We start from the raw sequence: 18747 nt of genomic DNA, 5'->3' as shown, positions 1-18747 counted from the left end.
ACTGGGACGTGCTGCACGCCACTTCGTTGCTTAACGTTACTTGTGCTTGATGAACCAAAAAAGTTCATGCCGCCGGACGGCCTTGCGAAAAAACTCATTTTCACCCCACGGCGAAACGGCTCTTCCCGCCAGCAGGCGTTGTATGACACGCCGCACCCGCCGCTTGAACGGCATCCTCGGTTGCAGGTCATGCATCATGCCCAACGACATCGCCTTGTCACATTGCCGGTCTTGGGATAACGGCAGGCAATAAGGCGACAAAGTGTAAGTGGAATCAAAGGCTGGCGGCAAAGCAACACCGTTGCCCGAATCCCCCATAGGCCAGCGGTCGTTGTCATGCAGATGGTTGGCGTAGCCGAGCAAAGTGGTCGGCTGCCACTCCAGGCCCTGCAAGGCTTCCAATACGGCCTGCTGGGCGCAGATATGGTCAGGGTGCGGGTCAAGCACCGGATGGGGCAACACGATGACTTCAGGGCGCGCCATCAACAGCAAGGCCCGCAGGTCAGCCAACAGATTGTTCCAGGTTGGCTGGCCGTCGGTGTCGGCAGGCAAGGGGAAAGGGTTGAATTGGCGAAATACACGAATATCGCTCAGCTCGGCCTCTCGAGAAGCCACTGCGCGATCCGGCTCGGCCTTCATCGCCGCCAACTGCAGGCAAAAATACCCAAGCTGAACGGAGTGTTCTTGCGGCACCCCGGCCCAACGCGGCACAGCGATGCTGTCCCAGGCGCGCAAACGGCCCTTGAGCCGTGCCGCCTCAGGCTTGCCCAAGCCCATTTGCTGATAGTGCTCGGCTTCAATCTCGCCGGCCGTCAGCGTCACGATCCAGGGTTGCGCCGCCTGACTGTACAGGCCAAAAGCTGCAAGCTCGGCATCATCGGCATGGGGCGCAATCACCATCACCCGCTGCTGGCGCACATCAGGCTGGCGGAATACCGACAACACGGGCGCGCCCTGCACACGACAGAACCGACCACGCAGCTGCAACTGCCCATCGAGCAGCGCTTGCGCTTGGCCGGTCAGGTTCAGATAACGCAGGCCATTAACGCCGCGCTCGAATACTTGGCGATCACCGTCGGGCAACGCGATGAACGGGTCGACAAAGCGGCCCAGCACACTGCTCTTGAGCCGCAGCGCGAGGATCAACGTCTCGTCGCCCGACAACTCAACGGTTTCGCCCAGCAGCAGCCGGCCCTCGCTCAGCACCACCTTGGGTTGCTCGGTATCCGCTGCAAACTGATACTGGTAGTCGTCCTTGGGCGAGTAAAACAGATGGTCGGCAAACCAGGCCTCATGGGCGACCCAGGCCAGCACTGCCAACAGCAGCGGCAGCCACCAGGCCACCAGCACACCCACGCCGACCAACACCAGCAAACAGACCAACAGACCCATGCGTTTATTGCGGCGATGGCGCTTGAGCAGCGCCTGCTTGCGGCTCGTAGACTCACTCATACCGTGAACACCGGCACGGGGTTGCACCAACGGTCCTTGTACTCGCGGTCCGCACGGCCAAACGAAAACCGCAACGGCTTGCCGGCTTCGCGCGCTTGCTCCCAGGCACTTTGGGTATTGAGGAAGCTCAATACACTGCCCGGGCTGAAGGCGCGGGTTTCGGGGTCCACGCCGCCATTGATGTACTCGACACTGATCCACTGCGGCGCTTCGACGCGGTAGACCAACTGAATGGCGATCGGCGCATCGTTGAGGAAAATCACCGAACCGATCAGCCACTCACGCAGCAGCTCGATCACCTGTGCCATGCGTTCGGCGCCTGTGGCGGGAAAGCCCCAGCGGCGCTGAAACAGGTCGCAGTAGATCGCCGACAGCTCTGCGCTGGAGAACACCTGCACCGGCCGCACCACACCGCCCGCCTCTTCCAGCAGGCGCAACTCGCGGCGTTGGTTATAACGAAACTTCTTCGACAACTCTTCCGGGGTACGCGCCATGGCCAGTTGCTCGGCCTGCGGCTTGAGGCCCGCAAAACGGCCCTCATTCAGGGCCGACAGGTAACGCGCGCGATGGCGCAGCGCGGCTTGGGCATCCTCGGCAGCGGGCAGGATCAACTCGGCGTTACCCAGGTCGAACAAGCCTTTCTTGCCATGCCGTTTGAGAACATCCTTGGACAACGCCAGGTCGCGTCCCCAGGTCGCAATGCAGGCCTTGAGCTCGCCGCCCTGCTCCCATGCCAGATAGCGCACGGGAATGTCGGCCAAGCCGGCGAGACGCTCGACCACCTGCGGATGCGTGGCGACACTGCCACCAAAACGCTGCCAGGCTTCGCTGTAGGTCGGCGCGTCAACGACGGACCAGCCGCGCTCGCGCCAGCCTTGGAATCGATTGAGCATCAAGCCCTCGCGGTCAATTCAAGTACGGGGGGCAACTGCCAGAAAGTATCGCGCACCGCCTGGTCAGAAAACCGTTGGTGCAGGCGTTCAAGCATCATCTCGGCACACAGTTGGTGCTGTTGACGATCCATCGCCGCCAGGTGCCGAAGGCCCTGGCCCAAGTGCTCGGCATCACCCAACGGAAACAGAATGCCCACGCCCTCGACCACTTCCCGGGCGCCGCCGCAGGACGTTGCGAGCAACGGCACACCGGCGACCATGGCTTCCAGCAACACCATGCCGAACGGCTCATGATCGGAGCTCAGGGCAAAGGCGTCGAACGCGCGAAAATACCGGCGTGCGTCCGGCACCTGGCCGAGGAACAGCACTTGGTCGGCAATGCCCAGCTCCCGCGCCAGGGCCTTGAGGTCTTTCTCCAGGCGCCCGGTGCCGAGGATCGCCAGGCGACTCTGCGCCGGCAAATGTGGCAACGCCAAGGCAAAGCCCTTGAGCAAGGTAGCCTGGTCCTTGTCCGGATGCAGGCGACCGACGTTGCCGACCACCCATTCATCCGGTGACAGCCCCAGGGCATCCCGCGCCTCATCGGCCGGCACCTGCAGCGCTTGCATGGCCTCGACATCGATGCGGTTATACAACGTCTGAATACGCGCCGCAGGCCAGCCCGGCAGGCAGCGACGCATATCATCGCGCACCGCATCGGACACACCGAGCAGGCTCAGGCGCTTGCTGAAAATCGACGCGAACAGCTTGCGGCTACGGCGCTGATAGTCACCAAACGCATGATGCACGCCGATCACCGGCAGGCGCGTGCCGAGCAAGGCGATATAGATCGGCTTGAACCGGTGGGCGATGCAGAAACTGAAGTTGCGCGACGCGGCGATCTTGCGCAACTCACGGATGGCGCCCAGCTTCAGGCCACGAATGGCCTTGGAGCTGAACTCCATGAACAACACTTCATCGGATGCGCAACCAGCGGCTACCGCAGGGTCGGCGGCCCCGGTAAGAAACACCGTGGTCACCTTGTAGCCGGTGCCTGCGAACAAACTGGCGTACTGCCGCGCGCAGTCCAGAAACGGCCCGTCATAGCCGTGGCAGAACTGCAGGACGTGGCGCTCAGCCGACCGAGTCATAAGGGTCCACGCCGTCTTTGACGACCAGGATGTCTTCCATGATCAGGTATTGCAGGTCGGAGCCGAAGAACATGTTCAGCGCGTCGGTCGGCGAGCAGATCATCGCTTCGCCACGGCGGTTGAGCGAGGTGTTCAGCGACACGCCGTTACCGGTCAGCACTTCCAGCTCTTTCATCATGTCGTAGTAGCGCGGGTTGTATTCGCGCTTGAGCACCTGGGCGCGGGAGGTGCCATCTTCATGGACCACTTCCGGTACGCGGGTTTTCCACTCTTCCGACACTTCAAACGTGAAGGTCATGAACGGCGCCGGGTGATCGACCTTGATCATCTGCGGGGCCACGGTGTCGAGCATCGACGGGCAGAAAGGCCTCCAGCGCTCGCGGAACTTGATCTGGTGGTTGATGCGGTCAGCCACGCCGGTGGCGCTCGGGCAACCGATGATCGAACGACCGCCCAATGCACGCGGGCCAAACTCCATGCGGCCCTGGAACCAGGCCACCGGGTTACCGTCGACCATGATCTTGGCGATGCGCTTGGGCATGTTTTCGATCTTGCGCCACACCGGCTTGCTTTCGTGTTTGGCGCACGCAGCGATCACGTCTTCGTTGCTGTAGGACGGGCCGAGATAGACGTGTTCCATCTTCTCTACCGGTACACCACGGGCGTGGGACACATAGGCCGCCGCGCCAACCGCGGTGCCGGCATCGCCGGACGCCGGCTGCACGAACAGCTCTTTGACGTCGTCACGGGCAATGATTTTCTGGTTCAGCTTGACGTTCAGCGCGCAGCCGCCGGCGAACGCCAGCTTGCCGGTGTCCTTAAGGATGTCGCCCAGGTAGTGGTCGATCATCTGCAGGGCCAGCTTTTCGAACAGCGCTTGCATGCTGGCCGCGTAGTGGATGTAAGGCTCGTCGGCGATGTCGCCTTCGCGCTTGGGACCCAGCCACTCGATCAGTTTTGGCGAGAAGTAGAAACCCTTGCCCTTCTCTTTATAACGGCGCAGACCGATGACGTTGGCGTAGTCGGTGTTGATCACCAGCTCGCCGTTTTCAAACGAGGCCAGGCGCGAGAAATCATACTTGCTGGCATCGCCATATGGCGCCATGCCCATGACCTTGAACTCGCCGTCGAGCATCTCGAAACCGAGGAACTCGGTAATCGCGCCATACAGGCCACCCAGGGAGTCCGGGTCGTAGAATTCCTTGATCTTGTGGATCTTGCCGTTTTCGCCGTAGCCGAAGAACGTGGTGGCGTACTCACCCTTGCCGTCGATGCCCAGGATCGCGGTTTTTTCCTGGAAGCCCGAGCAGTGGTAGGCGCTGGAAGCATGGGCCAGGTGGTGTTCAACCGGCTCGATCTTGATTTTTTTCGGATCGAAGCCCAGTTGCTCCAGGCACCAGACGATCTTGTTGCGATAGCGCTTGTAGCGACGGTTGCCCATCAGGATCGCGTCGAGCGCGCGGTCCGGGGCGTACCAGTAACGCTTGGCATAGTGCCAGCGCGCCTCGCCGAACAGGCTGATCGGCGCGAAGGGAATCGCCACCACGTCAACGTCGGAAGGCTTGATGCCGGCTTGTTCCAGGCAGAACTTCGCCGATTCGTAAGGCATGCGGTTCTTTGCATGTTTGTCGCGTACGAAGCGCTCTTCTTCGGCGGCCGCGATCAGCTTGCCGTCGATATACAACGCTGCGGAAGGATCATGGCTAAGGGCGCCGGACAGGCCAAGAATCGTCAATGCCACAGGGGTCTAGCCTCTTTTAGTCTGCATACAGGCGGGTTGCGCCTGAAAAAAGTGTGCCTCCCGCCTGGGCGAGAAACAGCTAAAGGGCGGGATTATAACTTAAAAGCAGTAGGAAGCTGTTAGCGGCAACCGGCAAGCGGGCTACTGGTAGATCTCGATGCTGCCGTCTTTGCTCTGGCGGTAGATCGTGTAGGGCAACACCAGCGTGTCCGCCACGCCGGAGGCGAGCGCCTCGATGGCAATGATCGGGAAGGCATTGCCCGAACGGTCCGAGAAGCTTTGGTCGTTCAGGCTTTTGTCAGGCTTGGGCTCGCCGTTGAGTGTGCAAAAGCCGTAGATAACTCCGCTGTAGATACGCGGCACGTTTTCGCAGTGACTGCGTGATTCCTTGAGGTTCTGGCTGGCAACCGCGTCCGGGCGGAAGACGGTATTAATCGTTCCGCAGCCAGTGAGCAGTACGAGCGTTAGCGCCAATAGAATATTAGAAACACGGTTCACGGATGACTCCTTGTGTCTTGAACGGGCGAATGCGGACAACGCCGACGTGCTTATACCTGCCCCGCTCAAGAGCCGCCGGGGCGCCAATAGATACTGATATTGCCGTCACTCGCCTGTCGATAAATCGTATAGGGCAACACAACGGTGTCGGCAACGCCGGACACGGCAATGTCCAGCAACACGAAGGGTATCAATATACCGGTCGGGTCAGGTGCCGCATGCAGCGAGCAAAAATCAAAGGCCACCCCACTGTAAACACGGGGTATGGATTGGCAATAGGTTTTTATGAGCCTGAGTTCACGCGCGGTGTCACCGTCTTTGCGAATAACGCTGTTCACGGTTCCACAACCGCTCAACAGCAATGCAGCAACGCCCAGTGCAACCGTAATGTTTACTGTCAAAGTGCGGCCCTCACAAACGGTCAGCCACACTATCACCGGGGTATCGGCCCACCCAACCCGGCGCGCCGACAACTTACGTGAGAAAAATCCGAAATGGTAAAAATTGACCAAGTCACTAAACTCGCGCCCTTTTGCGCGTTTATGTCCTATGCGCCACAGATCCCGGCTGACCATGAAAACCTTTGCCCGCCTCACCTCGTTGCTGCCCTGCCTGCTTGCCCTGAGCGATACCACACTGGCCGATGATGCACCACTGATCCTCGACCCCAGCGTCGTCACCGGCTCGCGCAGCGCCAACCCGACCTTTGACCTGCCCTACTCGGTCGACAGCATCAGCCGCGAACAGATCAGCGACGGTCAACTCGGCATCAACGCCTCCGAAGTCCTGTCCCGCGTGCCCGGGCTGGTGGTACAGAACCGTCAGAACTATGCGCAGGACCTGCAGATCTCCTCACGCGGCTTCGGCGCGCGCTCGGCGTTTGGCGTACGCGGCATCAAGCTGATTGCCGACGGCATCCCCGCCAGCACCCCGGACGGCCAGGGCCAGGCGGCCACGTTCAACCTCGATACCGCCGAGCGCATCGAAGTCCTGCGCGGTCCGGCAGCCACCTTGTATGGCAGCAATGCCGGCGGGGTCATCCAGATGTTTTCCCGCGACGGCGAAGGCCCGCCACGCATCGGCGCTGAAACCCTGGTGGGCAGCGACGGCCTGAACAAAAACCACCTGACCGCCGAAGGCGCGGCGAACGGCGCCGGTTTCGTGCTCGATGCCTCGCGCATGGACACCGACGGCTACCGCGACCACAGCAGCGCCCGCCGTGACCAGACGTTTGCCAAGCTTAACTTCCAGCCGGATGACGACAGCAAGCTGGCGCTGATCTACAGCAGCCTGGAGCAGAACGGCACGCAGGACCCGCTGGGGCAAACCTGGGCGGCGTACAAGGCCGACCCGCGTTCGGTAGCGCCGGCCGCGTTGCAATACAACACGCGAAAAAGCATCGACCATCAGCAATTAGGCATGAATTACGAGCGCTACATCGGTGATGCGACGCTGCAGGTGAATGCCTATACCGGGCAGCGCAGTGTGATTCAGTACTTGTCGATTCCGGACAAATTCGCCAGTGGCGCACTCAACCCGGCAAACGCTCGCGGCGGCGTAGTGGCTTTCGACCGCAAATTCTACGGCGGCTCGGTCCACTGGCTGCAACCCATCACCAGCGCCCCCGGCGACCTGACCCTGATCGCCGGCCTTGATTACGACCGCAGCCAGGATGATCGCCAAGGCTATTCCAACACCCTCAACGGTGTGCACGGCGTCAAAGGCCCCTTGGGCCGCGATGAAATCGACACCGCCACCAGCCTTGACCCGTTTGTGCAAGCCAACTGGCTGCTGGGCGACTGGACCCTGCAGGCAGGTCTGCGCCACAGCACCATGAGGATGGAAGTGGACGACCGCTTCCTGAGTGACGGCAATGACAGCGGCAGCAAGACTTATCAGAAGAACACGCCATCGGTCAGCGTGATGTATGCCTTCACGCCCGACCTGCACGGTTACGTAAGCGCGGGCAAAGGTTTCGAAACTCCAACCCAGGCGGAGTCCGCGTATTCCAGCACTTCAAACGGCTTCAACTTCGCGCTCAAGCCGTCGGTCAGCAAGCAAATTGAAGTCGGCCTGAAGGCACGCATTGGCCAGGACACGCGCCTGAATGCTGCCGTATTCCAGATCACGACTGAAGACGAGCTGGTCGTGCAACAATCCAGCGGCGGTCGTACCACCTATCAAAACGCTGGCCGCACCCTGCGCCGCGGTTTCGAACTGGGCATCGAAAGCCAGCTGTCGGATCAGTGGAGCACGCACCTCGCCTACACCCGCCTGCAAGCCACTTACGACAGCGACTTCGTCAGCGGCGGCAACACTGCCATCAACAAAGGCAACTACCTCCCCGGCGTGCCGCAAACCACGCTGTTTGCCGAGTTGAACTGGAAACCCCGCGACTGGGTCAGCACCGCCCTTGAAGGCATGTACCGCAGCAAGGTCTACGTCGAAGACACCAACCAGCAACACGCCGCGCCGGGCTACAGCGTGTTCAACTGGCGCGCACGCTTCGAGCAGAAGGTGGAGCACTGGACCTTCCACCAGACGCTGCGCCTGGATAACTTGCTGGATCGCCAGTACGTCGGCTCGGTGATTGTCGGTGACGGCAACCTCCGTTATTACGAAGCGGCGCCGGGGCGGTCGTGGTATGCGGGTGCGGGGGCTGAATACCAGTTTTGATCAGGTCATGTAGCGCCTGAGCGCCGCCTTCGCGGGCAAGCCCGCTCCCACACTTGACCGCGTTTACACATCAAAATGTGGGGGGCGGGCCGGCTTTAACCGGCGACGCCAATCTCTCGGGGCAAACGCTGGTCGATCATCTGGTACAGGGCGCTGCTCTCAGGCCAGTTGCGCATAAACCGCGCGCGGTCCTTGGCAAATGCCGGGGCGAAGCTGGCGTTGCTGCGGTGCTGGCACATGGCATCGAGGTCAATCAGCGCCCAGCGATCCTCGGCCCAGAACAGGTTATGGCCTTTGAAATCGCCATGGCTGATGCGCTCACGAATCAGCTCGGCAAACAGATGATCCAGGGCCAGCAGTTCGTTTTCGGGCGCATCACCGTTCTCAACATACGGGGCGAAGCGCTCGATGATGTCCGGCCCCGGCAAGTATTCGGTGACCAGATAAGCCCGGCTGCGCAGCCAGAAAAAGCGCTTTTCCAGCACGGCCAGCGGCTTGGGTGTGGCGATCCCCAGAAAGGCCAGGCGGTTACCTTCACGCCAGGAGTGCCAGGCACGACTGGGGCGCCAGAAACGCTTGAGCCAATGGGCGAATCCCTTGATGTTGTAGCGCTTGATCACCAGCGGCCGACCGGCCACTTCGACCTTGGCGACAGTGGCCGCACCACCGGTTTTGTACAGGTGGCCCTGGTCAAGCAAGGCATCGGCCTGTTCCAGCACCGGCAGCATCGCAGGCTCTTCCTCGCGCCGAATCGCACGCAAGGCAAAGGCGCCACGCACCACGCTGAACAGCGTGCATTCACGGCCGACCTTGTTCAGAAAGTCCTTCAAGCGCCAGGCACTGACCTTGCGCACCTGTTTCTCCAGGGCTTGCAGCGGCAACGCGTGCTCGCCGTTGCTCAGCAGGTAGTACACCAGCAACTCTTCGGTGAACGGCTCAAGGTTTTTCGGCAACTGGGCGAAAAACACCCCGAGGTTTTCCAGCACCCGAGTGCGCGACAGCGGCTTGCCCGCCTCTTCGACGCGAATCCCGGCACCGTCAATCAGGTACAGCTTGCCGTCCTGGCGCAGCAGGTTGTCCAGGTGCAGGTCTTCCTGCCACAAGCCTTTGCTGTGCATCTGCGCGATCGCCGCCAACGCCTCGGCGAGCACGGCGGTCTGTGCGTCCGCCAACGGCGGCAAACCTTCGACCGCCTGCCAGGCATCGGCGAGGCTTTCGGCGCCTTCAATAAAGTCGAACAGCAGCCAGCCGCCCTCACCTTCCTGCAAACCATCGGCCAGCAGCTGCGGCGTGGTCAGGCCTTGCTCAGCCAGCAGGCGTACGCCGCCGAGTTCGCGCTGAAAATGCCGTGCCGCCTTGTTGCCCACCAATAATTTGGCCAGCACCGTGCGACCGCGCCACACGCCTGCACCCACATAGCGCTCGCCTGGCAATACGCGCAGCAGGCTGAGCAGTTGCAGTTGCCCGGGGCCGGCAGCATCCGCCAGCTCGATGGTCAGCGGAAGGTCAGGCGTGCGACCGGCTTTTTTCAGCTCGGACAAACGCATCAGCGCTTCTCCTTGTGACTGCGACGAGCCGTCAGGCGCTCGAACCAGGCGGTGGTCAGCGAGCTGTCTTCAGGTTGATCAAGATAGGCCGCCAGCAATTGCCGCACGTGGGCATCCGACCACTGCGGCGCACGCCGCAACAGCGGCTCCAGGTCCTTGACCCGGTCGCGCCTGCCGAACAGCAACGGGCGGGTTTTCTCCAGGTCGATCAACTGCGCGGCATACCCTGTGCCTGTGGCCTGCAGGAAAATATGCTTGGGGTAAAAACAGCCATGCACCTGACCCACGCTGTGCAGGTGTCGCGCCAGCTGACCGCACGCCAGCAAGATCGCACGGTGCTGGGCGTCCGTCAGTTGCGGCCACTGCTCCAGCAATGAATCCAGGTCGTTCCAACCGTCCAGGGCACGGGTCAGCAACATCGCGCGGTGCTCGCCATTGACCTTGCGCTCACCGAAAAACGCCGCCTGCAACGCCGGAATACCGCGCTCGCGATAACGGCTGATGTTACGGAATTCGCGGGCAAACGTCGGCTCGCCCAACGGTTTGCTGAGGGTGCGTGTCAGGTAATTGCTCTGGCGCTTGAGGTAGTAGCCCTGACCTTCAAGCTCCAGGCGAAACACGCTGCTCCATCCTCCGTCGCTGGTATTGGGCTCATCCACCGCGTCCAGTTGCCTGGCCCACAGGGCATCGAAGTCAGCCAGGCCGTTGCGCTCAAGCAGAGCGCGATCTTCGGCCGCCAGGAAATCACTCATTCGCGCCCCTCGAAAAACTTCACCACGTGACGAATCCGCTGTTTGTCCGACGCCGTCAGGTGCGGGCGTTGGCGGTATTGCAGGTAGAAGCGCAGGCGCTGGGTAGCCGACAAGTGATACTTGGCGACTTTGTCCAGGCAGGCCAGGTCTTTGGTAATACGGTACTTGAGCCAGAACCCGCGCCAGAAATCACCGTTGGGGCAATCGATCAGGTACAGGGTCTGATGATCGTCGACCAACAGGTTGCGCCACTTCAAATCGTTATGGGTGAAGCGATGCTCGTGCATGGTGCGGGTGTATTCAGCAAGCTGGCGACTGACCACGCTGACCCACTTGGGGTCTTTCAAACAGGCATCGTTGCGATCAGCCAGCACCGACAAGTCGGCGGTTCTCGGCAGCTCGCGGGTGATCATCGCACCCCGGGCATAGGCCAGGCCCTTGCGCTCCAGGCCCCAGGCCACCACGTCGGCGGTAGGAATCCCCCACCTGGCGAAGCGCTTGAGGTTCTGCCATTCGGACTTCACCCGCGGCTTGCCCAGGTAGCGGCGCAGGCCTTTACCGGCACCGACGTAACGCTTGACGTAGAAATTGACCCCGCCGCGCTCTACGCGGATCACTTCCGACAACGGGTCGCGTGTCAGCTGCTCGCCCTGCAGCGCAAACACCGCCTCAAGGCTGCCGAAATCATCCGCCAGTGCGGCGTAAGCAGGTTCCAGGTTCCAACCCGCCATCAGAGCGCGTCCCCGTAGCGTTGTTTTCGTGCATAAAGCTTGTCGGCCTTGGCTTGCAGCCACTGCAACAATGGGCTTTCTTCGGCCAGGATCTGGCGCAGCGGCTGCTGGAAGTAGCCCTTGAGGAAGCGCAATTTGTCGCGACGCGTGAGGCCGATGTCCAGCGCCGAAAAATACAGCGCGGCCAAGTCTTTGTCGCGCCAGCGATGGCTGATTTTGTCGCGGGTCTGGGCGCGGTGCAGGTCGATCACTGACAGCTTGAAGTGATCGAAGGTGACCGGCGTATCCGTGTGCAGCAGGAAGTGGCAGATGTAGCAGTCGCGATGGTTGACCCCACCGCGATGCATCATGCCGGTCATGCGCGCCACTTCAGCGATCAGCGCGCGCTTGAGGCGCGGCTCGGGTGGCTGTTTGGCCCAGTTGATGCTGAAATCTTCGAGGCTGACAGTAGGCGCCAACTCTTCGGTGATGATGAACGAGTGCTGGTCGGCCGGGTTGCTGCCGCGCTCGCCGTAGGCCACGGCGGTCATGGTGGGCACGCCGATTTCCTGCAGGCGCTCGATGGCCTGCCACTCCTGGCCCGCGCCCAGCACCGGCAGCTTGGCGGTGACCAGGTTCTTGACGATCTCGCCCCAGCCGATGCCACGGTGGATTTTCACAAAATAACCACGGCCATCTACTTCGGTACGCAAGGTGCGACGCGCTTCGAGCTCACGGTACACCTCGCCTTGCAGCCGCTCGACTTCGGCGAAGGCATCGCGCCCGGCCCAGAGGGTCTTGAACGGCTCGGCAAGCATCAACTTCATCGTTTTGGCTCCGCCAGAATCACATCCGCCGCGTGCTGCGGCATGCTGTAGAGGTCGGCCGTCTCGGCGAAGGCCAACCCATTGCGGCCCCAGGCCGCGCGCTGTGCAGTGTCGGTGAGCATTCGCGCCAGATACTGGTTGAGCTGCGCCTGTTCAAAAGGTTCATCCAGCACCAGGCCGCTGTCGGCTTCGGCGATGTAATGGGCATACCCACACACGGCCGAGACCAGCACCGGCAACCCGGCCACCAGGGCTTCGAGCAACACAGTGCCGGTGTTTTCGTTGTACGCCGGGTGGATCAACAGGTCGGCACCCAGCAGGAAACGCGGAATATCGCTGCGGCCCTTGAGGAACTGCACGTTGTCGCCCAGCCCTAATGTGGCGCTCTGCAGTTGGAATACTTTGGGGTCGTCCTGGCCAATTACAAACAGGCGCGTGCGTTTTTTTAGTTCTGCCGGCAAGGCGGCTAAGGCCTTGAGGCTACGATCGACGCCCTTGGTCTTGAAGCCGGAGCCGATTTGCACCAACAGCAGGTCGTCCTCGCGCAGGTTGAATTCCTTGCGGAAACCTTCGCGAATCTCGGCGGCGTTCGGCGGTGCCCGGCGATCCTGGGCAATGCCCGGTGGCAACAGGTGGAAGCGCTCCAGCGGGGTGTCGTAATGCTTGATGAACAGCGGCTGCTGCACTTCGGAGATCATCAAGACTTCGGTCTTGGCATCTTTGGCGAACACCGCACGCTCGTACTCGGCAAAGTGCTTATAGCGGCCAAAGCTGCGGTACAGCGAGTGGCGCAGGTTTTGCGCCTTGTCTTCAAAACAGCCATCGGCGGCGTAGTAAACGTCCAGGCCAGGCATTTTGTTGAAACCGATCAGGCGATCCACCGGGCGCTTGGCCAGATCGGCTTCCATCCAGGCGCTGAGTTTCTCATTGCGCCGATGATTGAAGATCGCCTTGACCGGCGCCACCAGCACTTCGAAACCCGGCGGAATGTCGCCTTCCCAGATCAGCGTGTAGACACGAATCTGGTGGCCGCGCTGCTGGCACTCCAGGGCGATACGCATGAAGTCGCGCTGCAGGCCACCGAAGGGGAAATATTTGTACAGAACAAAAGCCAGTTGCATCAGTGCAGCTCCTCAGCCAGTAACAACGTGCTCAGTCGGCTTGCCACACGCTCAGGGTTCAAGCGCGTGAAGCACAGGGGCGACTCACGCTTGATGTCGAACCGACGCAAATCGTCGGCCGTTGGTTGATAGGTACAGTGCTTTTGCAGGCATGGCGCACAGGGGAAGTCGCTGGCCAGATGAATCTGGCCCTTGCCGTAAGCGCCGGTCAGGCCGGGGTTGGTGGGGCCGAACAGGGAAATGGTCGGCACGTCCAACGCGGCGGCCAAGTGGCCGAGGCCGGTGTCCACCGCCACACAGGCGCGGGCGCCGGCGAGCACACGGGCGACGCCGGCCAGGTTCAGCTTGGGCAACACTTCGGCGTTTTGCAGGCCTTGCGCCAGGCGCTCGGCGCGGGCTTTTTCGTCGGCATTGCCCCACGGCAACTTCACGTCCACACCCAGGCGACCCATGCGTTCGGCCAGCTCGCGCCAATAGGCTTCGGGCCAGTGCTTGGTGTCCCAAGTGGTGCCGTGCAGCAGCAGCACAAACGGTTTTTTCGGCGGCAGGCCGAGCAGCTTGTCGACGCTCAGGCCGTAATCGCCCAGACCTTTGGGCAAGTCATAGCCCAGCGCCACAGCGAACAACTGGCGCAAACGCTCCACCGCATGTTGCCCACGGGCCACGGCCAGGCGCCGCGAGTAGAAGCGCGCGGCGATGGGCTCGCGGGCGGAGTGTTTATCGAAACCCGCCACCGGGGCACGCACGTAGCGTGTCAGCCAGGCGCTTTTGAACAGGCCCTGGGCGTCGATCACCAAGTCGTATTTAGTCGACTGGACGCTCTGTTTGAAGCGTCGCCACTCGCCGCTCTTGAAGGTTTGCCAGATGTTTTTGCGCCAGCGGCGAATCGCCACCGGGATCACCTTGTCCACCGCCGGGTGCCAGGTAGGGATCTCGGCAAAGCCTTCTTCCACCACCCAATCAAAGCGAATGCCAGGGATTGCCCGCGCCGCGTCGGTCAGTGCCGGCAAGGCGTGGATCACGTCGCCCAGGGATGAGGTCTTGATTACCAGTACGCGCAAACTAACGGACCTCGACCACAGAGCCCTGCAACCGCTGCAAGGCATCGCTGACCGGTTGCGGCAGCAACTGGCGCAGGCAATTGTAGTGGCCGAAACGGCAGGTGCGCTCGAAACACGGGCTGCACTCCAGGCCCAGCCGCACCACTTCGACCTTATCGGCCAATGGTGGGGTGAAGCCTGGAGAGGTCGAGCCGTAAACGGCCACCAACGGGCGGTTCAACGCCGCCGCGACATGCATCAGGCCCGAGTCGTTGGACACCACCGCGTCGGCGCAGGACAACAGGTCGATGGCCTCGGCCAACGAGGTGTCGCCACTAAGGTTCACGGCTTCTTCGCGCAGACCGGGAATCAGGCGTTGGCGGATGTCTTCACCCACCGAGTGATCGTTTTTCGAACCGAACAACCACACCTGCCAGCCTTCACGAATCTTCATTTCGGCGACTTTGGCGTAATGCTCCGACGGCCAGCGCTTGGACTCGCCAAACTCGGCGCCAGGGCAAAGCGCCAGCACCGGACGGTCGAGCATCAAGCCGAACTTGGCCAGTGCCGCGTCGCGTGTAACCGGGTCGATCTGCAGGCTCGGGCGCGGGTAAGGTGTCGGCAACTCGGCACCGGGCTCGTAGGCCAGGGCCATGAAACGCTCGATCATCAGCGGGTAACGCGCCTTGTCGAGGGTGCGCACGTCATTGAGCAACACGTAGCGAAACTCGCCGCGCCAGCCGGTACGTTTAGGGATGCCGGCAAAGTACGGCACCAGCGCCGATTTCAGCGAGTTGGGCAGCAGGATCGCTTGGTCGTACTGGCCGAGCATGGATTTGCCGATGCGCCGGCGCGTCGCCAGTTCGAGTGCGCCGTGGCCGAGCGGGAAGCTCAAGGCCTTGCGCACCTCGGGCATGCGCTCGAGGATCGGCCGGCTCCACTCAGGGGCGAGCACGTCGATTTGGCAGTCGGGATGACGCTGTTTCAGGCACTGGAACAGTGTCTGCGCCATCACCATGTCACCGACCCAACTGGGCCCAACGATCAGAATATTCATGTAGTTTCCACAAACGATGCGGGGAGGCTTATGCCTCCCCGCCTCAATAATTACTGCCAGTCGCGGTGGGCCTGGGAACCGCTTTGTGCGGGAGCTGGCTTGCCTGCGATGGCATCGCCTCGGTAGGCCTGCTACACCGAGTCGCTTGCATCGCAGGCAAGCCAGCTCCCACATATCAGTCGAGTATCAGCTTAACCCCAGCGCTTGCCAGATTCGCATCACCTGGCGCCGTTCGTCGGCGAACTGATCCCCGGCCACTGTGCCCGCCTCGTTTTGCAAGGCCTGGCGGTGCGCGGCGGAACGGTAGGCCTTATACACCTCGCGCAGCAGATGGGCATCGGCGGCGGGCATCAGCCCAACCTGCTCCAGGCCTTCCAGAATGCGGATATTGTCGGTGTAGCGCAGCAACGATGGATGTTGCGCAGACCACGCCAAAGCGGCGTATTGCACCATAAATTCAATATCGACGATACCTCCGGCGTCCTGCTTGAGGTCGAACGCCGCCGTGGGCTCGAAGGCATTGGCGCCGGTACCGGCCGCCGTGGTCCGGGTGCCCAGGTTATCGCGCATCTTGGCGCGCATCTCGCTGACCTCCTGGCGCAGCTTCGCCAAGTCCCGTTCACGCCCCAGCACCTTGGCGCGTACTTGTTCGAACGCATGGCCCACATCCTGGCTGCCCACCAGCACCCGAGCGCGGATCAGGGCCTGATGCTCCCAGGTCCAGGCTTCATTTTCCTGATAGCGCTCAAACGCCCCCAGCGAACTCACCAGCAAACCGGACGCGCCCGAAGGCCGCAGGCGCATGTCCACTTCATACAACTGGCCCGAGTTGGTCTGGGTCGTCAGCAGGTGAATGATGCGCTGGCCTAAACGCGTAAAAAACTGCGCGCCGTCAATCGGCTTGGCACCGTCGGTTTCCGCCTGCGGGTCACCGTCGTGGATAAACACCAGGTCCAGGTCCGAACCATGCCCCAATTCGATCCCGCCGACTTTGCCGTAACCGACAATGATAAACCCAGGATCGCATAGGCTGCCGTCCACCCGCTGCGGCGAGCCGTGGCGCGCCACGGTCTGGCGCCAGGCCAGGGCCAGCACTTGTTCGAGGATGGCCTCGGCGAGCCAGGTCAGGTAATCGCTGACTTTCATCAGCGGCAGGCTGCCGGCGATTTCCGAAGCCGCGACACGCAGGCGGTGGGCCAGTTTGAAGTGGCGCAGGGCTTCCATTTGCTGCTCAAGGTCATCCTCGGGAATGCGCGTGAGGCGCTCGCGCAGCTCTGCGGCGAGTTCCGGCGCCAACGGCGGCTTGAACAGGCGGCCTTCGTTGAGCAGTTCGTCGAGCAGGAGCGGGAAGCGGGTGATTTGTTCGGCGATCCACGGGCTGGCGGCGCACAGGGTCAACAGCCGGCGCAGGGCGTCGGGGTTTTCGGTCAGCAGCACGAGGTAGGCCGAACGGCGGGCGACGGCCTCCACCAGCGGCAATACGCGTTCCAGTACCAAGTCCGGGTTGGCGTGCTCGACCGCCTGGGCCAGCAGGCGCGGAATGAAAGCATCCAGCCGTTCGCGGCCCAGGCGCTGCATGGCGCGCAATTGCGGGCTGCCACGCAGGCTGGCCAAGGCCTTGAGCGCTTTGGTCGCATCCGTAAAGCCACCTTCGGCTAATTGCCGGCACGCGGCCTCTTCGTCCTGGGACTCTTCCCACAGCGGCAACCACTCACCGCCCACAACCAATTCGCTTTCTTCGCCGTCTTCCTCGTCGGGATCAGCGATCACCTGGCGGAAATGCCAGTCCACACGGCTACGCCAATACATCAGGCGCTCATGGAATGCCGCCCAGTCGGCAAAGCCCAGCATAAAGGCAATACGCGCCTGGTCTTCCGGGCCGTCCGGGAGCATTTGCGTCTGCCGGTCGGCAATCGCCTGAATGGCGTGTTCGGTGTAACGCAAAAACTCGTAGCCATTGCGCAACTCGGCGATCACGGCTTGTGGCAGGTAGCCCTGGCCTTCCAGGGTCCCCAACACGTTGAGCAACGGCCTCTGTTGCAGGCTCAGGTCACGGCCACCATGGATCAGTTGGAACGCCTGCGCGATAAACTCCACCTCGCGGATGCCGCCCGAGCCCAGCTTGATGTTGTCGGCCATGCCTTTGCGCCGCACTTCCTGCTGGATCAACTGCTTCATGGTGCGCAGCGCTTCAATGGCGGAAAAATCCAGGTAACGCCGATAGACGAAGGGGCGCAGCATGTCGAGCAACTGCGCACCGGCAACCTGGTCACCGGCCACTACCCGCGCCTTGATCATGGCGTAGCGCTCCCAGTCGCGGCCCTGATCCTGATAGTACTGTTCCAGCGCATTGAAACTGAGCACCAACGCGCCGGCCGAGCCGTATGGCCGCAGGCGCATGTCGACACGGAATACAAAACCGTCGACGGTCATCGGGTCGAGGGCCTTGATCAATTTTTGACCAAGACGAATGAAAAACTCCTGGTTATCCAGCGCGCGCTTCACGCCCACCGTCTCGCCGCCTTCGGGGTAGGCGAAAATCAGATCGATATCGGAAGACAGGTTCAGCTCCACCGCACCGAGCTTGCCCATGCCGAGGATGACCATGTGCTGAGCTTCGCCGCTGCGCCGGCCGGTAGGTGTGCCGAACTGTACGCAGTGGCGCTGATACAGCCACTGGTAGGCCTGGTCGATGCAAGCGTCAGCCATGTCGGAGAGGTCGCGACAGGTTTGCACCAAGTCCGCTTGTCGGGTCAGGTCGCGCCAGATGATGCGCACTTGTTGGCGCGTGCGCTGGCGGCGCAATACACGGCCCAGTTCATCTTCTGTTTCGGCCTGTTGCGCAGCGCCAGCGATCTGGCCGCACAGTTCGCCGGGCGCGAAACCCCGGTCCAACTCGCCCCAGGCCACCAGCTCGAGCAACATCAAAGGGTCACGAACGCTCTGTTCAATGACGAAATCACTGGCGGCGCACACCCGAGCAAAGTCGGCCCACCGTTGCGGCGTCCACGCAGAAAGGCCATGATCGTCGTCCAGCGCGGCCACTGCGTCACGAAATGACTGCTCGGCCCGGCTGGCGTAAGGCAAGAGAATGGCCGGTAATTCGGCGAGTGTTGGAAGGCTCATGGTCTATCCTTGATCGGCGCGTAAATGGCTTGTTGCTGTGAACGCAAGAACCACGCTCGGTGAAGGACTGTCGAACAAAGGTTATAAATAGCTGAAATTAAATTAATCTTGGCAGGCAACATCAAACTTTCACCTTTTCTTGTTCGCAAAAGATCAACAATAACGATTATGCTCACC

15 protein-coding genes are annotated in these 18747 nt (G+C 61.7%); 1 reads left to right on the top strand and 14 read right to left on the bottom strand.

Annotated features, from left to right (window positions below):
• Positions 1 to 36: 36 nt before the first annotated feature.
• From A7J50_RS02315 to A7J50_RS02290, 6 genes are all read right to left on the bottom strand, one after another.
• A complete protein-coding gene (locus A7J50_RS02315; protein ID WP_064450368.1) occupies positions 37 to 1452 on the bottom strand; it encodes a PIG-L deacetylase family protein in 1416 nt (471 codons plus the stop codon).
• Positions 1449 to 2345: an antimicrobial resistance protein Mig-14 gene (locus A7J50_RS02310; RefSeq protein WP_064450367.1), complete on the bottom strand. Its 897-nt coding sequence runs from the start codon at positions 2343 to 2345 to the stop codon at positions 1449 to 1451. The genes A7J50_RS02315 and A7J50_RS02310 overlap by 4 nt, the downstream gene beginning before the upstream one ends.
• On the bottom strand, positions 2345 to 3475 hold the full coding sequence (locus A7J50_RS02305; protein ID WP_064450366.1) for a glycosyltransferase: 1131 nt from the start codon (positions 3473 to 3475) through the stop codon (positions 2345 to 2347). The genes A7J50_RS02310 and A7J50_RS02305 overlap by 1 nt, the downstream gene beginning before the upstream one ends.
• Positions 3459 to 5216 (bottom strand): carbamoyltransferase, encoded by a 1758-nt coding sequence (locus A7J50_RS02300; protein ID WP_017138507.1) that lies wholly within the window; start codon positions 5214 to 5216, stop codon positions 3459 to 3461. Before A7J50_RS02300 ends, A7J50_RS02305 begins: the two co-directional genes overlap by 17 nt.
• A 141-nt stretch (positions 5217 to 5357) precedes the next feature.
• Entirely contained in the window at positions 5358 to 5714 is a 357-nt protein-coding gene (locus tag A7J50_RS02295) for a YceK/YidQ family lipoprotein (RefSeq protein ID WP_064450365.1), read from the bottom strand.
• 65 nt (positions 5715 to 5779) lie between these two features.
• A complete protein-coding gene (locus tag A7J50_RS02290; RefSeq protein WP_064454844.1) occupies positions 5780 to 6115 on the bottom strand; it encodes a YceK/YidQ family lipoprotein in 336 nt (111 codons plus the stop codon).
• A 172-nt stretch (positions 6116 to 6287) separates the two neighbouring features.
• On the opposite strand from A7J50_RS02290, the gene A7J50_RS02285 reads away from it, so the two are divergent.
• Entirely contained in the window at positions 6288 to 8390 is a 2103-nt protein-coding gene (locus A7J50_RS02285) for a TonB-dependent receptor family protein (RefSeq protein ID WP_064450364.1), read from the top strand.
• A 95-nt stretch (positions 8391 to 8485) separates the two neighbouring features.
• Here A7J50_RS02285 and A7J50_RS02280 read toward each other — a convergent pair whose 3' ends face one another.
• The 8 genes from A7J50_RS02280 to glnE all read right to left on the bottom strand — a co-directional run bounded on the left by A7J50_RS02280 (position 8486) and on the right by glnE (position 18570).
• Positions 8486 to 9937, bottom strand: coding sequence for a lipopolysaccharide kinase InaA family protein (locus A7J50_RS02280; RefSeq protein WP_064450363.1), 1452 nt, complete (start codon positions 9935 to 9937; stop codon positions 8486 to 8488).
• Positions 9937 to 10689, bottom strand: coding sequence for a lipopolysaccharide kinase InaA family protein (locus A7J50_RS02275; RefSeq protein ID WP_064450362.1), 753 nt, complete (start codon positions 10687 to 10689; stop codon positions 9937 to 9939). Before A7J50_RS02275 ends, A7J50_RS02280 begins: the two co-directional genes overlap by 1 nt.
• Positions 10686 to 11420 (bottom strand): lipopolysaccharide kinase InaA family protein, encoded by a 735-nt coding sequence (locus tag A7J50_RS02270; protein WP_064450361.1) that lies wholly within the window; start codon positions 11418 to 11420, stop codon positions 10686 to 10688. The genes A7J50_RS02275 and A7J50_RS02270 overlap by 4 nt, the downstream gene beginning before the upstream one ends.
• Entirely contained in the window at positions 11420 to 12226 is an 807-nt protein-coding gene (rfaP, locus tag A7J50_RS02265) for a lipopolysaccharide core heptose(I) kinase RfaP (protein ID WP_064450360.1), read from the bottom strand. Before rfaP ends, A7J50_RS02270 begins: the two co-directional genes overlap by 1 nt.
• Complete coding sequence (locus A7J50_RS02260) at positions 12223 to 13347, bottom strand: glycosyltransferase family 4 protein (protein ID WP_064450359.1); 1125 nt, start codon at positions 13345 to 13347, stop codon at positions 12223 to 12225. The genes rfaP and A7J50_RS02260 overlap by 4 nt, the downstream gene beginning before the upstream one ends.
• Entirely contained in the window at positions 13347 to 14408 is a 1062-nt protein-coding gene (gene waaC / locus A7J50_RS02255; protein WP_064450358.1) for a lipopolysaccharide heptosyltransferase I, read from the bottom strand. Before waaC ends, A7J50_RS02260 begins: the two co-directional genes overlap by 1 nt.
• Position 14409: 1 nt before the next feature.
• Positions 14410 to 15444: a lipopolysaccharide heptosyltransferase II gene (waaF, locus tag A7J50_RS02250; protein WP_064450357.1), complete on the bottom strand. Its 1035-nt coding sequence runs from the start codon at positions 15442 to 15444 to the stop codon at positions 14410 to 14412.
• 186 nt (positions 15445 to 15630) lie between these two features.
• Positions 15631 to 18570 carry a bifunctional [glutamate--ammonia ligase]-adenylyl-L-tyrosine phosphorylase/[glutamate--ammonia-ligase] adenylyltransferase gene (gene glnE / locus A7J50_RS02245; protein WP_064450356.1) on the bottom strand — a complete coding sequence of 980 codons (2940 nt, stop codon included), beginning with the start codon at positions 18568 to 18570 and terminating at the stop codon, positions 15631 to 15633.
• Between the last annotated feature and the right edge of the window lie 177 nt (positions 18571 to 18747).

Origin of the sequence: Pseudomonas antarctica (genome assembly GCF_001647715.1) — a bacterium.
Lineage (GTDB): Bacteria > Pseudomonadota > Gammaproteobacteria > Pseudomonadales > Pseudomonadaceae > Aquipseudomonas > Aquipseudomonas antarctica_A.
Note: the sequence above shows the minus strand (reverse complement) of the source record. Positions and strands in the feature narration are given on the sequence as shown.

Excerpts from the sequence above, each read along its gene's own strand:
- A7J50_RS02315 (WP_064450368.1), bottom strand. The coding sequence starts at position 1,452 with ATGAGTGAGTCTACGAGCCGCAAGCAGGCGCTGCTCAAGCGCCATCGC.
- A7J50_RS02310 (WP_064450367.1), bottom strand. The coding sequence starts at position 2,345 with ATGCTCAATCGATTCCAAGGCTGGCGCGAGCGCGGCTGGTCCGTCGTT.
- A7J50_RS02305 (WP_064450366.1), bottom strand. The coding sequence starts at position 3,475 with ATGACTCGGTCGGCTGAGCGCCACGTCCTGCAGTTCTGCCACGGCTAT.
- A7J50_RS02285 (WP_064450364.1), top strand. The coding sequence starts at position 6,288 with ATGAAAACCTTTGCCCGCCTCACCTCGTTGCTGCCCTGCCTGCTTGCC.
- A7J50_RS02280 (WP_064450363.1), bottom strand. The coding sequence starts at position 9,937 with ATGCGTTTGTCCGAGCTGAAAAAAGCCGGTCGCACGCCTGACCTTCCG.
- A7J50_RS02275 (WP_064450362.1), bottom strand. The coding sequence starts at position 10,689 with ATGAGTGATTTCCTGGCGGCCGAAGATCGCGCTCTGCTTGAGCGCAAC.
- A7J50_RS02270 (WP_064450361.1), bottom strand. The coding sequence starts at position 11,420 with ATGGCGGGTTGGAACCTGGAACCTGCTTACGCCGCACTGGCGGATGAT.
- rfaP (WP_064450360.1), bottom strand. The coding sequence starts at position 12,226 with ATGAAGTTGATGCTTGCCGAGCCGTTCAAGACCCTCTGGGCCGGGCGC.
- A7J50_RS02260 (WP_064450359.1), bottom strand. The coding sequence starts at position 13,347 with ATGCAACTGGCTTTTGTTCTGTACAAATATTTCCCCTTCGGTGGCCTG.
- waaF (WP_064450357.1), bottom strand. The coding sequence starts at position 15,444 with ATGAATATTCTGATCGTTGGGCCCAGTTGGGTCGGTGACATGGTGATG.
- glnE (WP_064450356.1), bottom strand. The coding sequence starts at position 18,570 with ATGAGCCTTCCAACACTCGCCGAATTACCGGCCATTCTCTTGCCTTAC.